At 68.4% G+C, this 14,272-nt stretch carries 16 protein-coding genes; 5 read left to right on the top strand and 11 right to left on the bottom strand.

What is annotated here, in order from left to right; all coding sequences use genetic code 11:
• Positions 1-37: 37 nt before the first annotated feature.
• The 7 genes from ACZ522_RS12405 to ACZ522_RS12435 form a co-directional block, all read right to left on the bottom strand.
• Positions 38-793 (bottom strand): ParA family protein, encoded by a 756-nt coding sequence (locus ACZ522_RS12405; protein WP_379699041.1) that lies wholly within the window; start codon positions 791-793, stop codon positions 38-40.
• Between the two features lie 125 nt (positions 794-918).
• Positions 919-1,350 carry an HIT family protein gene (locus ACZ522_RS12410; RefSeq protein WP_379699039.1) on the bottom strand — a complete coding sequence of 144 codons (432 nt, stop codon included), beginning with the start codon at positions 1,348-1,350 and terminating at the stop codon, positions 919-921.
• Positions 1,351-1,430: 80 nt separating this feature from the next.
• A complete protein-coding gene (locus ACZ522_RS12415; RefSeq protein WP_379699037.1) occupies positions 1,431-2,060 on the bottom strand; it encodes a uracil-DNA glycosylase in 630 nt (209 codons plus the stop codon).
• Positions 2,061-2,064: 4 nt separating this feature from the next.
• The gene (locus ACZ522_RS12420; RefSeq protein WP_379699035.1) at positions 2,065-2,292 is read right to left on the bottom strand and encodes a DUF7860 family protein; all 228 of its coding nucleotides are present in this window, start codon (positions 2,290-2,292) and stop codon (positions 2,065-2,067) included.
• Positions 2,293-2,366: 74 nt separating this feature from the next.
• A complete protein-coding gene (locus tag ACZ522_RS12425; protein ID WP_379699033.1) occupies positions 2,367-3,239 on the bottom strand; it encodes a ribose-phosphate diphosphokinase in 873 nt (290 codons plus the stop codon).
• A 105-nt stretch (positions 3,240-3,344) separates the two neighbouring features.
• Positions 3,345-4,253 carry an HVO_0234 family beta-propeller protein gene (locus ACZ522_RS12430; protein ID WP_379699031.1) on the bottom strand — a complete coding sequence of 303 codons (909 nt, stop codon included), beginning with the start codon at positions 4,251-4,253 and terminating at the stop codon, positions 3,345-3,347.
• A gap of 90 nt (positions 4,254-4,343) precedes the next feature.
• The gene (locus tag ACZ522_RS12435) at positions 4,344-4,661 is read right to left on the bottom strand and encodes a hypothetical protein (protein WP_379699935.1); all 318 of its coding nucleotides are present in this window, start codon (positions 4,659-4,661) and stop codon (positions 4,344-4,346) included.
• 328 nt (positions 4,662-4,989) lie between these two features.
• On the opposite strand from ACZ522_RS12435, the gene ACZ522_RS12440 reads away from it, so the two are divergent.
• The 3 genes from ACZ522_RS12440 (at position 4,990) to ACZ522_RS12450 (ending at position 8,536) form a co-directional block, all read left to right on the top strand.
• A complete protein-coding gene (locus ACZ522_RS12440) occupies positions 4,990-6,105 on the top strand; it encodes a tRNA (guanine(26)-N(2))-dimethyltransferase (protein ID WP_379699029.1) in 1,116 nt (371 codons plus the stop codon).
• Positions 6,106-6,185: 80 nt separating this feature from the next.
• Positions 6,186-7,487, top strand: coding sequence for a YihY/virulence factor BrkB family protein (locus ACZ522_RS12445; RefSeq protein ID WP_379699027.1), 1,302 nt, complete (start codon positions 6,186-6,188; stop codon positions 7,485-7,487).
• Positions 7,488-7,603: 116 nt separating this feature from the next.
• The gene (locus ACZ522_RS12450; protein WP_379699025.1) at positions 7,604-8,536 is read left to right on the top strand and encodes a phosphatase PAP2 family protein; all 933 of its coding nucleotides are present in this window, start codon (positions 7,604-7,606) and stop codon (positions 8,534-8,536) included.
• Positions 8,537-8,616: 80 nt separating this feature from the next.
• Here the strand turns inward: ACZ522_RS12450 and glnA are convergent, their stop codons facing one another.
• Positions 8,617-9,996: a type I glutamate--ammonia ligase gene (gene glnA, locus ACZ522_RS12455; protein ID WP_379699023.1), complete on the bottom strand. Its 1,380-nt coding sequence runs from the start codon at positions 9,994-9,996 to the stop codon at positions 8,617-8,619.
• 127 nt (positions 9,997-10,123) lie between these two features.
• Here glnA and lrp point away from each other — a divergent pair, with 127 nt between their 5' ends.
• Positions 10,124-10,591, top strand: coding sequence for an HTH-type transcriptional regulator Lrp (gene lrp / locus ACZ522_RS12460; RefSeq protein ID WP_379699021.1), 468 nt, complete (start codon positions 10,124-10,126; stop codon positions 10,589-10,591).
• A gap of 72 nt (positions 10,592-10,663) precedes the next feature.
• Here the strand turns inward: lrp and ACZ522_RS12465 are convergent, their stop codons facing one another.
• Both ACZ522_RS12465 and ACZ522_RS12470 read right to left on the bottom strand, forming a co-directional pair.
• On the bottom strand, positions 10,664-10,816 hold the full coding sequence (locus ACZ522_RS12465) for a hypothetical protein (RefSeq protein ID WP_175454452.1): 153 nt from the start codon (positions 10,814-10,816) through the stop codon (positions 10,664-10,666).
• Between the two features lie 184 nt (positions 10,817-11,000).
• Complete coding sequence (locus tag ACZ522_RS12470) at positions 11,001-12,083, bottom strand: aminopeptidase (RefSeq protein ID WP_379699019.1); 1,083 nt, start codon at positions 12,081-12,083, stop codon at positions 11,001-11,003.
• 148 nt (positions 12,084-12,231) lie between these two features.
• On the opposite strand from ACZ522_RS12470, the gene ACZ522_RS12475 reads away from it, so the two are divergent.
• Positions 12,232-13,266: a threonine aldolase family protein gene (locus tag ACZ522_RS12475; protein ID WP_379699017.1), complete on the top strand. Its 1,035-nt coding sequence runs from the start codon at positions 12,232-12,234 to the stop codon at positions 13,264-13,266.
• A gap of 5 nt (positions 13,267-13,271) precedes the next feature.
• Here the strand turns inward: ACZ522_RS12475 and ACZ522_RS12480 are convergent, their stop codons facing one another.
• The gene (locus tag ACZ522_RS12480; RefSeq protein WP_379699015.1) at positions 13,272-14,213 is read right to left on the bottom strand and encodes a cation diffusion facilitator family transporter; all 942 of its coding nucleotides are present in this window, start codon (positions 14,211-14,213) and stop codon (positions 13,272-13,274) included.
• Between the last annotated feature and the right edge of the window lie 59 nt (positions 14,214-14,272).

Genomic DNA, 14,272 nt, shown 5'->3' on the forward strand with positions numbered 1-14,272 from the left:
TCTCTCTCCTCTCCGCCGGTTCGCTCTCTCGCCCCGCTTACCCTCGCACGTACCGACCGACGCTTTCGAGGAGTCCGCCGCCCCCGAAAGCGTCGTCTAACTCCGTCTCGAACGCGGCGGCGGCGAGGCGTCCGACGCCGGCGGCGAACGAGTCGTCGTCGCCGTCGAGGCAGGACGGACAGGAAGCGGGTTCGGTCGCGTCGCTCTCGGGGACGGACGCGTCCGCGGTCCGGAGTTCGCCGCGCGTCGCGACGACGAAGTCCGTCTCCGCCCCGAGGTCGGTGAGTCGGCCGCGCATCCGCTGGACGGCGTCCGCGCCCCGCGTGGTACCCGGCGCGACGAGACACACCCGGTCGCAGGCGTTGACGGCGGCGACGGCCTGATTCGCCGCGACGGGCGGTACGTCCACGACCACGTGGTCGTACGCCGCCGCGGCCTCCTCGATCCGCGCCTCGAACCGACGCGCGGCGTCCGCGGACTTCGCCCGCGCGAGTCGTTCGAAGGGGGCGTTCGCGGGACAACACGCGACGATGCCCGGCGCGTCGAGTCCGAGTTCGACGAGACCCTCCGAAAGCGGCGCGTCCGCCTCGTCGGTCAGAAGCGCGGTCAGGTCGGGGTCTAACGACCCGGAAACGTAGTCTGAGAGTCCCTGCGTGGCGAAGGCGGCGTCGAGAACCGCGACGTCTCGGCCGTCGGCCGCGAGGGCCGCCGCCGTCTCGACTGCGCATCGCGTCGTCCCCGCCCCGCCGGTGGTCCCGACGAGAGCGACCGCCGAGGGTTCGTCGTTCGACATACTCTGCCGTGGTCCGGGCTTCCGATTTAAACCACCGGTCGGCGGACGCTCGCGTCAATCAGTCGAAACTTCGTCGACGAGAAGGGCCGAGCGCATCCGAGCGTCGAAAGCGACGCGTCGGTCGTTCAGGCTTCGGCGTCGGATATCTCGTCGGCGATGGCGTCGAGTTCCTCGTCGGAGAGGTCCGGTCGGTCGCCCGCGACGGCGTGTATCGGCCCGCCGCCGTCGCCCTCGAACCGGGGGACGAGGTGGACGTGGACGTGCGGGACTTCCTGCCCGGCGGCCTCGCCGTCGTTGATACCGACGGTCACCGCGTCGGCGTTCGCGGCGTCCTCCACCTTCGGCGTCAGTTCGTGTACCGCGGCGAACACCTCCGACGCCACGTCGTCGGGCATCTCGCCGACGCGTTCGTACGCCTCCTTCGGGACGACGAGGGTGTGCCCCGGAGCCAACGGGTTCGCGTCGAGGAACGCGAGAACCGCGTCCGTCTCGTAGACGATACGGGCGGGTATCTCTCGGGCGATTATCTTCTCGAAGATGGTCTCGTCGTCGCTCATGTGCGGTTCGTCTCTCGGACGCTCAAAGAACGTTCGGGTGCCGTCGGACGCTTCGGTTCCGACGGTCGGTCGGTCGGTTCTCAGGGCAACCGTTCGCGTATCGCCGCCTCGTACTCCGCCGGCGAGTAGCCCAACCGCGACACCCACACGTCCTGGTAGGAGGGGTGGAGTACGGGCAGGAGCGTCGCGTCGAAGGCGTCGAGTTCGACCGGTTCGAGAACCGAATCGACGAACCCGTCGAGCGACTTCCCGTCGAACGCGAGCATCGTCTTCGTCGCGTGCTTGCCGGTGGCGACGACCACCTCCGGTTCGACCCGTTCGAGTTCGGTTTCGAGGTGCGCGCGGCAGTTCGCACGCTCCTCTGCGGTCGGTTCGCGGTTCGTCTCGCCGTCCTCGGCGCGGGGGAAGCACTTCACGGCGTTCGTGTAGTACGCGTCCGGGTGGCCGACGGCGGCCAGCAGTCGGCGGACGCGCCGACCGGAGTGGCGGGTGGTGTAGGCCAACCCGGTGTGGTTGCCGCCGCGCCAGCGGTCGGCGTTTGGTTCGCCCGCGCCGGGGGCCTCCCCGACGACGAACACGTCCGCCTCGCGGGAGCCGTTACCCCACGAGATGCGGTTTCGGCACGCCGCGAGCGCCGGACACCGCTTACAGTCCGACTCCACGACGAACCGCGAGTCGGCGTCGGGAAACAACGGGTCGGCGTCGGTCACCGCGTCACTCCGTAAGCGGCAGGGCGATGCCGAAGACGAACGGCGAGAGGAGTGTGAGCGCGACGCCGATGGCTTCCGCGTCGAAGAACAGCGTCCGCTCCCAGCCGGGAAGCGGACCGAGGAGGGCGGGAACGACCATGTTGCCCGCCGCACCGACGGCGAACAGGCTGAGTCCGAGGGCGACACCGAGTTTGGTCATGCGGGGGTAGTCGAGTGAACCGTACTGTCCCATATCGAACGACTCGCCGTCCGGTCCACATGAGCGTTTCCAATCTCCCAGCGGGGATCCAGCGACGCGCGAGACGCTCACTCGGTCACTTCGACCGAATCGACGGCGGCGGCGACGAACGGCGCGACGCTGACCGCGCTGACGTCGCGTTCGACGGTGTCGGTGCCGAACACGCGTTCGACGCCGGCGCGTTCGAGTTTCGTCCGCGCGTTCCGCACGAGGAGGGCGTGGACGCAGGCGGCGAAGACGCGGTTCGCTCCGCCCTCGTCCAGGTGGCCGATGGCCTGACTCATCGTCGACCCGGTGGCGATGATGTCGTCGGCGATGACCACGTCGCGGTTCGCGGCGTCGGCGTCGCTGGGCGTGATCTCCACGTCGGTTCCGGAGTGGCGCACCTTCTCGAAGTAGTCCGTCTCGCCGCGCCCGTAGGCGTCGCGGACGGCGCTCGCGAGTTCGATCGCGCCGGCGTCTGGCGACAGAAAGAGCGGGTCCTCCAAGTCGTCCGGGAGGGGGTCCGCGAGGCAGGAGGCGGCGTCCACCACGGTCACGTGCGCGTCGAAGAAGTCCGCGACTTTCTCCTCGTGGGGGTTCACGAGGACGATTCGGTCGGCGGTGGCCGAGACGGCCCGCGCCATCGCGCGGGCGGAGACGGGGTGGCCGTCCTCGAACGCCTCGTCCTGCCGCGCGTAGCCCATGTACGGGAGGACGGTGACGACTTCCGACGCCCCGGCCTCGCGGACGGCGTCCTGCAGTTGCAGCAGTTCGACCCACGCGTCGTTCGAGTCGGTGGTGGCGACGACGACGGCCCGTTCGCCCCCCTCGAACTCCGGGACGGCGGCCAACGTCTCGCCGTCCGGGAAGCGGTCGTACGTCGCCGCCGAAAGCGGTTCGCCCAGTTCCTCCGCGAGTGCCGCCGCCAACCCTTGCGAAGCTGCGCCGGGTACGATCATGTGCGAGCATCTTCGCCGCGCGTTAAACCCGTTTTCGTCTCGTCGCGGTCGCTCCGCCCCGAGAGCGGTTCCGACGCTCCGGCCGAACGGTCGCCGTTTGGACGCTCAGCGGACCGCGACGCCGCCGACGTCGCGCAGGCCGAGCACCTGGTGTCGCCACGACAGTTCCGGTCTCTCTGCCTCCTCGCTCCGGTCCGCTTTGACGAGGAACGTGCCCGCGTCAGTGACGGCGTACGTCGCGGCGACGCCGTGGGCGACGGCGGCGACGTCCTCCTCGACGGGGAGGGGCGCGACGGCCCACTCGCCGTCGTCTCCCCGGGCGAACAGGTCGCCCTCGGAGACGGCGTGTCGGCGGCCGTCCGCGGACGCCGCCACCGCGTCGAACGCGCCCGTCAGTTCCTCCATCCAGCCGTTTCCGAGTTTGAACAGGCCGGCTCCGGTCGCCGCGAGGGGCGCGACGGCGGCGTCCGCGCCGACCACCACGTCCTGCGCGTCGTCGAGTCCCGCCGGGGCGAGTCCGTCGTCGGTCACCCGGTGGACGCCGTCCGCCGCGGCCACCAAGTCGCCGTCGAGGGCGCGAACCGCCCCGGCCGTTCCGACCGTTTCCCACTCCCCGTCGCCGACATCTCCGCCGTCTCCCGCCGCGTCCTCGTCCGCCTCGAACCGCGCGACGCGTCCGTCCTCGTCGGCGGCGAGGAGCGTCGAACCGTCGAACCCGACGGCCGAGGCGGGGCCGAACCCCGTCTCCTCGAACGTCGCCGACTCCGGCGATTCGGGGTTCGCCTCGGCCGCCGTCGCCGCGAACACGCCCTCGTCCGCCGCGACGGCGACAGTCGAGTCGGCCGTCCCGCGTTCGACGGCCACGTCGCGGGCCGAACACCGGTGGGCGACGCCGAACCCGCCCACCAAGTCGTCCGACACCGACACCGAGACGAGGCCGACGCTCGTGGCGACGAACACCGTCTCCGTGCCGGTGTTGTCGGTGTAGACGCGCTTCTCGTCGATGGTTGGCATCTCGCTCGCGGGTTCGAGGAGTAGCGACGAAAGTATACCGGAGTGCCCGACGGATTCGGGGGTCGGTCGAGAGGGCGCGTCGAACGGAGGTTACAGGAACTCGCGCACGTCGGAGTACCACATGTCGTGGTGGTCCACCTCGCCGATTCGCTCGGCGACGGCGGCGGCGAGGACGTGCCAACACCGCTGGTTCGGGTCCTCGGTGTCGAGGTTGTACGAACTGTCCTTGCAGGTGCACCCGCCGTCCTCGACGACGTACTCCTCCTCGTAGCCGACGACGACGGTGAAATCGCGGTAGCGCTTCACCCGTTTCTCGGAGACCGCCTCGATGGCGCGACTGCCGCGCGCGCCGTGGAGGGTGACGAGCGTATCGACCGCCGAGGCGGTCAGTCGCCCGGCGTCGGCCAACTCCGCCCGCCAGTCCGCCTCCCGTTCGAGTTCCGCGTCCGTGGGGACGACGAACTCGTCACCGTCGCTCTCGGCCGGTTCGGTCGCCGAGTCGGACGCGTCGGCCGCCGCGCCGCCCCCGTCCGGTTCGGTCTCCGGGTCGGGTCCGTCGTCCCCCTCGGAGTCGTGGTCGTCGCCCACCGTTCTCACGACTGTGACTTGGCCACTGCGGGACAAAACGGCACCGATGCCAGCCTCGCGGGGCGGAGTCTCGCGGCGCGCCGGGCTCCGTTCGGCGTCCTCGTCCGTCATCAGTCCCTTTTTCGCCGCGCGGCGCGGGCGTCACTGTATGGACGTTCGCGAGGGAGAGATAGCGGTCGAGGTCCCCGGCGCGCGAGACGGCGCGTCAGAAGGGGCCGGCGACGACGTCTTCTACAACCCGACGCAGGAACTCAACCGCGACGTGACCGTCGCGGTGCTCCGGGCGTACAGAGAGCGAGAACCCCGCGCCGAGACGTACCTCGACGCGATGGCCGCCAGCGGAATCCGCGGCGTCCGCGCGGCGGCGGCGGGGTTCGACGTGACCTGCGCCGACGTCGAGGAGGAGGCGGTCGAACTCGCGCGGCGCAACTTCGACCGGAACGACCTGCCCGGCGAGGCGGTCCTCCGCGACGCGAACGCACTCATGCACGACTCCGTGTTCGACGTGGTGGACTTGGACCCGTTCGGAACGCCCGTCCCGTTCGCCGACGCGGCGTTCGCGAACACCCGTGATCTGGTCTGCGTCACCGCGACGGACACCGCACCGCTCTGCGGCGCACACCAGAAGAGCGGCATCCGTAAGTACGGGTGCGTCCCGCAGAACACCGACTACCACTCCGAGATGGGCCTCCGGGTCCTCCTCTCGGCGATGGTCCGCACCGCGGCGCGATACGACAAGGCGGCGGTGCCGATTCTCTCGCACGTGACCCGCCACTACGCCCGGACGTACCTCGAACTCGACGCGCGGGCGACGAAAGCCGACGAGGCCGTCGAGAACCTCGGCCACGTCTACCACTGCGAGGACTGCCTCGCCCGCGACCACGAGTTCGGCCTCGTCGCGCACCCGCCGGAGGAGTGTTCCGTCTGCGGGAGCGGTCGCCTCCTCGTCGCCGGACCGATATGGCTCGGCCCGGTCTGCGACCCCGACTTCGCCCGCGAGGTGCGCGGGCGCGTGACCGAGGAGATGGGGTCCGAACGCCGCGCGAAGGAGATGCTCGACACCCTCGCCGGCGAACTCGACCGGCCCACGCACTACGACCAACACCGCCTCTGCAAGCAGTGGGGGCGGTCCGCCAGCGCCATGGACGAGTTCGTCGGCCGACTGCGCGAGGCGGGGTTCGAGGCGACGCGCGCGCACTACTCGGGGACGGCGTTCAAGACCGACGCCTCGATAGCCGAGATGCGCGAGGCGACGGCGGAGTAAACCCCGTCCCCGACTGCGAGGGCGTCCCGGTTCCTGTCGGCGGGACGCACATTCTTGTGGCTCTCGGGCCAAGTACGCCCGTGAGCGTTCGGATTCGAAATCAAGTCCCGGTCGTTCGGTCGGTGTTCGAAACCGTCCAAGAGCGCGAGGTGACGTTCCTCGCCGCGAGCATCTCCTACTACACGCTCGTCTCTCTCATTCCGCTTCTGACGCTGGGTATCGTCGTCGCGACGTACGTCGGCGGCGAGGAACTGCAGACGCTCGTGCAGGAACTCGCGGGCGAGTATCTCCTCCCCGCGGGGTCGCAGGTGGTCACGGAGGCCCTCGGCGACCCGGCCGGACAGGGGGCGCTCTCGATCGTGAGTCTCGTCATCACCACGTGGGGCGCGTTGAAGCTGTTCCGCGGCCTCGACATCGCCTTCTCGCGCATCTACGGGTCGAACGCGGGCGGCATCGCCGATCAACTGCAGGACGGCGGAATCGCACTCGTCGCCATCGGAATCGGAACGCTCGGTGTCGCCGCCGCCACGGCGGCCATCGCCGCACTCGACGTACCCGTACTCGACCTGTTGAGCCCGCTCCTCCTGTTGGGACTCCTCTGCGTGGCGTTCTTCCCGCTGTACTACGTGTTCCCCGACGTCGGTCTCACGCCGCGGCAGGCGCTTCCGGGAACCGTCTTCGCCGCCGTCGGCTGGTCGGCCCTCGGCGTCGGGTTCGGCCTCTACGCCTCCGTCGCGGGGTCGTCCGTCGCCGGAGCGCTCGGTGCCATCCTCCTTCTGATGACGTGGTTCTACTTCTCGGGCATCCTCGTGCTGTTCGGCGCGGTGATAAACGCCGTCCTCGCGGGGAAGGTTACCACCGAGGGGAAACCGAATGACCGAACTGATATCGACCGGCAAGTACAACACGGTAGCGTTCGACGTGATGACAGAACGATGAGTGTGGACGACGACGAACGCGCAGACGCCACCGAGGGTGAGAGTCAGGCCGACGTGGACCCGCGCGGGGCCCCCGACATCGAGCAACTCGAACGGCGAATCGAGGAGCTTCGCGCGGACCTCGACGGCTTCGAGGACGACGTCGACGCTCGGACCGTCGAGAAACCCGAACTCGAATCGGAGTTGAAACGCTACGTCAGAAGCCGGATGCGGCGCAGCAAAGCCCGCGGTTGGGGCCCGTATCTCGTCCTCCTGTACGGGACGGTGACGACCATCGCGGCGTTCGCCTTCCTGCAGGACGACCTGCTCTCGGTGGCCGCCATGCTCATCATCTACCTCTCGACGCTCGGCCTGTACGTCCTGTTCGTCATCTTCGGCGTCGGCTTGAACGCCGTCGGCTTCCCCGGACGCCTCGTCGATTGGGTCCGCGACAAGCGCGCCTGACCGCCGAACGCTCCTCCGCCTTCGACACCGCACCGCCGACGCACCGTCCGCCCTTCCTCGCTCCCGTCCGCCCGTCTCCGGGACGTATATGTTCCTCGACCGGCCACCGGACCGATATGTCTCGCACCGTCCCCTCCGAACCCGCCCTCGGCGCGTTGCTCCCCGTCGGCGAACTCCCCGTCGCCGCGCGCGGAATCGGCGAACTCGCGGCGGCGCGTTCGCTCCCGGAGTTCGTCGTCTCGGCCTTCGGCCTCGTGACGCACCTCGGAAACGCGTGGATCTGTCTCGCGGCCGTGACGCTCGCGTACGTCGTCGGCTCGCGGTCCGGTCTCTCGCGTCGGGGCGCGGCGTTCGCACTCGCACTCGGTCTCGGGGCGCTCGGCCTCACGCTCGGCCTGAAACACGTGTTTGCGCTGCCCCGTCCGCCCCTCGCCGCCGAAGACGGGTTCGGCTTCCCGAGCGGTCACGCCCTCGGTGCGACCGTCTTCTGGGGCGGAATCGCGCTCCTCACTGGCGTCGGCACTCGACGCCGCCGCCTCTCCGTCGTGGGCGCGGTGATTCCTCTCGTCGCCGCGTCCCGCGTCGTCCTCGGCGTCCACTACCTCGCGGACGTGGCCGCCGGCGTCGCCGTCGGCGTCGCCTTCCTCGCGGCGATGGCGCGCCTGTCGGACCGGGGGGAGTCCGCCGCCGCGCCGGTTCTCGACCCGTCGCGGGCGCAGGTGACCGCCGCGTTCGCCGTCGCCTTCGCTCTCGTCGCCGCGGCCCTCGTCGTCGCCCCCTCGGAGAGCGAACTGCTCCTCGGTGTCGGGACAGCGGCGGGCGCGGCGGCGACGTGGCGGTACCTCGGCCGCCGCGCGGACGCGGCGACGCTCGACCGTTCGGCCGCCTCCGCGGTCGTCGGCGGCGTCGGACTCCCGGTTCTCCTCGGGGCGATGGTCGCCGTCGCGGAACTGTCCACCGTCGCCGTCCTCGTCGTCGTCGCGGGCGCAGTCGGCGGCGCGGGCCTCCTCGCACTACCGTTCGCGGCGTCGTCGGTGATCCGTCGCTGACGGGTCGCGGACTCCGTTCGCGGGCGTCGCTCTCGGTGCGCGAGCGAAGAAAGAAAGGAGAGAGTTGGGGTCGGCGGCCGTCAGAACGTCTCGAGGTAGCGGTCGAGTTCCCAGTCGCTGACGTCCACGCGGAACTCGTCGTACTCCTGCGTCTTCGCTTCGATGAACTTCTCGGAGACGTGTTCGCCGAGTGCGCCCCGGACGACCTCGTCCTCTTCGAGGGCCGAAACCGCCTCGCCGAGGTTACCCGGAAGCGTCTCGATGCCGTACTCCTCGCGTTTCTTCTCGTCGAACTCGTAGATGTTCTCGCGGACCGGGTCGGGCGCGTCGAGGCCCTTCTTGATGCCGTCGAGGCCGGCCTCGATGATGACCGCCAGCGCGAGGTAGGGGTTGCAGGACGGGTCGGGCGAACGGAGTTCGACGCGGGAGGCCGCCGGGACGCGCGCCGCCGGCTTGCGGACGAGGGCCGAGCGGTTGCGGTCGGACCACGCGACGTAGACGGGAGCCTCGTACCCGGGGACGAGTCGCTTGTAGGAGTTCACCGTCGGGTTGGCGATGGCGGTGATGGCCGGCGCGTGTTCGAGGACGCCCGCGAGGAACGAGTGGGCGGTGTCGGAGAGGTTGAACTCGTCGTCCTCGTCGTGGAACGCGTTCTCGCCGTCCTCGGTGAAGAGCGAGAAGTGGGTGTGCATGCCGGACCCGTTGATGCGGGCGATGGGCTTGGGCATGAACGTCGCGTGCAGGTCGTGTTGCGCGGCGATGGCACGGACGACGGTGCGGAACGTCCCCACGTTGTCGGCCGTCGTCAGGGCGTCGTCGTACTCGAAGTTGATCTCGTGTTGGCCCTGCGCGACTTCGTGGTGGCTGGCCTCTATCTCGAAGTCCATCTGTTCGAGGCCGTAGATGATGTCGCGGCGGACGTCGGAGGCGAGGTCCTTCGGCGCGAGGTCGAAGTAGCCGCCGGCGTCGTTCGTCTTCGTCGTCGCGCGGCCCTCCTCGTCCTCCTCGAACAGGAAGAACTCGGGTTCGGGCGCGGCGTTGACCTTGAAGCCCATCTCCTCCGCGCGCGCGATCGCCTTCTTGAGGACGTACCGCGGGTCGCCCTCGAACGGTTTGCCCGTGGACGTGTTGATGACGTCGCAGATGAGGCGCGCGGACCGGCCGTCGCGCCACGGGAGGATGGCGAACGTCTCGGGGTCGGGCTTGAGGCGCATGTCGGACTCCTGGATGCGAACGAAGCCCTCGATGCTCGAACCGTCGAAATAGATGCCCTCGGCGAACGCCTTCTCGGCCTGCGTGGCCGGGACGGCGACGTTCTTCACCGTGCCGAGAATATCGGTAAACTGGAGACGAAGGAAGTCGACGTCGTTCTCCTCAATCTCGTCGATGACGTCTTGGGCCGCCGAACTCAACCCGCCGTCGGGTGCTACCTCGCGATTGGTCGTGTTTTCGTCCGTCATGTTCCTGGACACTCTGAGTCGTGCACTTCCCGTATAAAGACGTTATCGCTTACCGCAAATCCCCCGTCCGCGCTGCAGAATTGGATATTCGTAAAATTCTAATGCCCCGCACGAGTGGGTGGGTGTAATGACGTACGAAAACCTCGACGCGAAACTCATCAACGCACTACTCGGCGACGGACGCGCGAGTCTCCGGAGTCTCGCCGAGGAGTTGGACGTCTCGGTGACGACCGTCTCCAATCACCTCCGCGACTTGGAGGACGAGGGTGTCATCGAGGGGTACACGCCGCGGGTGAACTACGACGCACTCGGTTACGACGTCACCGCGGTCATCCAACTCAAAGTCGAGGGGAGCGCGCTTCCCGACATCACCGACCGACTCGAAGAACAGAAGCAGATGATATCTGTGTACGAGGTCACCGGCGACTACGACGTCATCGCCGTCGGGAAGTTCCGCGACACGGACGGGATGAACCGCCAGATAAAGGAACTGCTGACCGACGCGGACATCCGCGAGTCGAACACGAGCGTCGTCCTCAACGCCGTCGTGGAGAACGAACAGTTCGACCTCGACCTCGACCGGGACCAGGCGTAACGCCTCGGCTCCCGGCGCTTTTCTCCCGAGAAACCGCGGCGGGACCGGCGGGACCGGCGGGACCGGTCGATCCTACACCAGACGCTCCGTCACGTCCTCCATGTCCGTCCGACAGTACGGACACCGATAGCGCGTGTCGAACCCGTCCCGTTGGGTCACCGTCTTCGCTTCTAACTCGTGCATCCCCACGTCCCGTCCGCACTCTGTGCAGTTCACCTTCGGCATGTGGGTCCGCTTTTCTGATACATTGCCATAAATTATTTGGACCGTTCAATTACCAGCATAAGGGCGCTCTCGGCGCGACGTACCCTCCGATTTCCGAGTTCTTCGGGCGGGTGTGTTCGTTATCTGAACTTTAGAGCGGTCGGTTCACCTCTCCGAGAACTCGGACGGAACGGCCGCCGTTGCCTCAGAAGTCCTCTTCGAACACGAAGGTGCCGTCGCGTTGGACGACTTCGCCGTCAACCTCGATGACGGAGTCCTCGGACATGTCCACGATCATATCGACGTGCTCCGCGCTCTCGTTGAGTTCGTTCTCCTCGCCGACGCACTCGGCGTACGCCGAACCGACGGCCATGTGGACGGTGTCGCCCATCTTCTCGTCGAACAGCATGTTGTACGTGAACCGGTCGATGGCGCGGTTCATCCCGATGCCGAGTTCGCCGAGGTAGCGCGCCCCCTCGTCGGTTTCGAAGACGCCGTCGAGGACCTCCTCGTTGCGTCCGGCGCTGTACGATTCGACGCGGCCGTCCTCGAACCGGACGCGGACGTCCTCTATCTCCCGCCCCTGCCGGTAGAGGGGCATGTCGAAGTGGACTTCGCCCTCGACGGACTCCTTGACGGGCGCGGTGAACACCTCGCCGCCGGGCAGGTTCTTCTCGCCGTAGTCGTTGAGCGTCGAGTTGCCCGCGACGCTCATCGTCACGTCCGTCTCCTCGCCCGATCTGATCCGCACCTCGTCGGCGTCGTCGAGGATATCGACCATCTGCGCTTGGTGCTCCCTCTGGGCGTCCCAATCGAGGCTGACGGCGTCCCAGACGAAGTTCTGGTAGGCGTCGGTGCTCATGCCCGCCAACTGCGCGCTCCCCGAGGCGGGGAACTGCGTGAGACACCACCGCTTCGACAGACGCTCCTTGAGGGCGGGTTGCATCGCCCGCCGGTACGCGGCGTTCGTCTCCGGGTCCACGTCCGACTGCTCCGTCGCGTTCACGTCTCCGCGGACGGCGACGAAGGCGTCCATCTCCTCGTAGAGCGAAAGCAGGTGGTCCGGCGTCTCGAACTCCCCGTCGCGGTTCTTCAGGAACGCGCGGGTGGCGCGGGAACTGCTGTTGAGGTAGACGGGGTTCGCCCCGCGTTCGGCGCACGCCTCGTGGAGGGCGACGACGAGCTCCTCGGCGACGGCGGGAGCGCTTATCACCACGTCGTCGCCGGACCGGATGTCGGCGGAGTGGTCCGCGATGGTCTGTGCGTGTTCGCGTATGCGCGGGTCCATGTCCCCTCTCACTCTCGTCGCGTTCAAACCCCTTTCGCACTCCCGCCTCGGTCGAGGGGCGCGCTTCGACCCCGCACGCTCCGGCGGCCTTCCCCCGGTGACCGCCGGACCACCGCCTATTTCTTCGCCCGTTCGGAATGGGTGAGCCATGCCCATCGACCTTCGAAGCGACACGGTGACGCGCCCGAGCGACGAGATGCGGGAGGCGGCCCGCGACGCCGCCGTCGGCGACGACGTGTACGGCGACGACCCGACGGTGAACGAACTGGAGGCGCGCGCCGCGGACGCCGTCGGCACCGAGGACGCCCTCTACGTCCCCTCCGGCACGATGGGGAACCAAATCGCCGCGCGCGTCCGCACCGAACGCGGGCAGGAGATTCTCGTCGAGAGGGAGTCGCACGTCTACCGGTGGGAACTCGGCGGCCTCGCGCAACTGTCGGGCCTGCAGGTCCGCACGTTCGACGCGGGCGAGAGAGCGGTTCCGACGCCCGAACAGGTGCGCGAGGGCTACGTCGAAGAGAGCCTCCACCGCCCGGGGACGGGTCTGCTGTCCCTCGAAAACACGCACAACGCCCGCGGCGGCGTCGCCGTCCCACCCGAGGACATCGACGCCGCGGCGGAGGCGGCGCACGAACTCGGCGTCCCCGTCCACCTCGACGGCGCGCGCCTGTTCAACGCCTGCGTCGCCCTCGATGTCGAACCAGAACGGATGGTCCGCGACGTCGATTCCGTCATGTTCTGCCTCTCGAAGGGCCTCGGCGCGCCCGTCGGGTCGATGCTCGCCGGGAGCGAGGCGTTCGTCGACGAGGCGCGCCGCGTCAGAAAACTGTTCGGCGGCGGGATGCGGCAGGCCGGGATAATCGCCGCGCCGGGCCTCCTCGCTCTCGACAACGTGGACCGACTCGCGGAGGACCACGAGAACGCCCGCCGCCTCGCCGCCGGACTCGACGGAATCGAGGGCCTCTCCGCGCCGACGCCCGACACGAACATCGTCCAAGTCTCCACCGGGGACGCGGGCGTGACCGCCGAGGAGTTCGTCGCCGCCTGCGAGGAACGGGGCGTCCTCGGCGGCGCGCACGGCGAGTACCTGACGCGCTTCTGTACGAACCTCGACGTGAGTAGCGGGGACGTCGAGGAAGCGATAGAGCGGATCCGAGAAGCGGTCGAAGGCGTCGCGGTCTGACGCGACTACAGTTCGGGTTCGATGAAGACGTGGTTGACGCGGCCGTCTTCGGCCTTCAACTTCCGCTCTATCTCGGAGATGTCCTCCTCCAAGTCGCCGGTGTCGAGTTCGTCGTCGAAACTCACGTCGGCGGTGACGAGGATGTCCTGCGGGCCGACGAAGACGGTGCTGAACGCGTCGAGTTCGACGACGCCGGGGTGGTCGGTGACGATCCGCCGGAGGTCGGTCTCCACCTCCGCCGGGAGGCTCTCGCCGAGGATGAGGCGCTTGTTCTCCAGCGCCAACGCGACGGCGAACCCCATCAGCAGGATGCCGATGAACACCGCGCCCATCGCGTCGAAGATGTGGTTGCCGGTCAGTTCCGTGAGGGCGATACCGACGAGTGCGATTATCGCTCCGCCGAGGGCGACGGCGTCCTCGGTGAACGCGGTCAGCGTCGTCACGTCGCTGGTCTTCTTGAACGCGTCGTAGATGCCGTTCCACTCGTACTCGCGTATCTGCCGGTGGAGTTCGTCGGACGCCTTCTTGAACGCGTAGCTCTCGAATCCGATGGCCCCGAGGAGGACGGCGATGTTCACGTACCACGCGGGGAACGTCGCCCCGAGGGCGGAGACGGTGCCGCCGAGGGCGTGCCCGCCGTGGACGACGGCGTCGTAGCCGTGTTTCAGAGACTCCCAGCCGGCGATGCCGAAAAGGAGGACGGAGACGAGAAACGAGTAGAAGAACTGCGCCTTCCCGTAGCCGAAGGGGTGTTCCCTGTCGGCCTTCCGTTCGCTGTACCGGATGCCGAGGAGGAGGAACACCTGATTCCCGGTGTCGGAGATGGAGTGGTACGTCTCCGACAGCATCGACGGGCTGCTCGTGAGGAGAAAGCCGCCGAACTTCAGCACCGCGATGGCTCCGTTGGCGATGAGCGCGGCGATCACGACGCCTTTACTCTCTGCCATGTCCTCCACCTCTCCCGTCTGCGGTAAGAGGGTTTTCCCCGCCCGCGGGTCGGAAGATA

Source organism: Halopelagius fulvigenes, from assembly GCF_055398025.1.

Coding starts and splice junctions, on each gene's coding strand:
- ACZ522_RS12450 (WP_379699025.1), top strand. CDS start 7,604: ATGTCTCGCACCGTCCCCTCCGAACCCGCCCTCGGCGCGTTGCTCCCC.
- ACZ522_RS12465 (WP_175454452.1), bottom strand. CDS start 10,816: ATGCCGAAGGTGAACTGCACAGAGTGCGGACGGGACGTGGGGATGCAC.
- ACZ522_RS12475 (WP_379699017.1), top strand. CDS start 12,232: ATGCCCATCGACCTTCGAAGCGACACGGTGACGCGCCCGAGCGACGAG.
- ACZ522_RS12405 (WP_379699041.1), bottom strand. CDS start 793: ATGTCGAACGACGAACCCTCGGCGGTCGCTCTCGTCGGGACCACCGGC.
- ACZ522_RS12410 (WP_379699039.1), bottom strand. CDS start 1,350: ATGAGCGACGACGAGACCATCTTCGAGAAGATAATCGCCCGAGAGATA.
- glnA (WP_379699023.1), bottom strand. CDS start 9,996: ATGACGGACGAAAACACGACCAATCGCGAGGTAGCACCCGACGGCGGG.
- ACZ522_RS12440 (WP_379699029.1), top strand. CDS start 4,990: ATGGACGTTCGCGAGGGAGAGATAGCGGTCGAGGTCCCCGGCGCGCGA.
- ACZ522_RS12480 (WP_379699015.1), bottom strand. CDS start 14,213: ATGGCAGAGAGTAAAGGCGTCGTGATCGCCGCGCTCATCGCCAACGGA.
- ACZ522_RS12430 (WP_379699031.1), bottom strand. CDS start 4,253: ATGCCAACCATCGACGAGAAGCGCGTCTACACCGACAACACCGGCACG.
- ACZ522_RS12425 (WP_379699033.1), bottom strand. CDS start 3,239: ATGATCGTACCCGGCGCAGCTTCGCAAGGGTTGGCGGCGGCACTCGCG.
- ACZ522_RS12470 (WP_379699019.1), bottom strand. CDS start 12,083: ATGGACCCGCGCATACGCGAACACGCACAGACCATCGCGGACCACTCC.
- lrp (WP_379699021.1), top strand. CDS start 10,124: ATGACGTACGAAAACCTCGACGCGAAACTCATCAACGCACTACTCGGC.
- ACZ522_RS12420 (WP_379699035.1), bottom strand. CDS start 2,292: ATGGGACAGTACGGTTCACTCGACTACCCCCGCATGACCAAACTCGGT.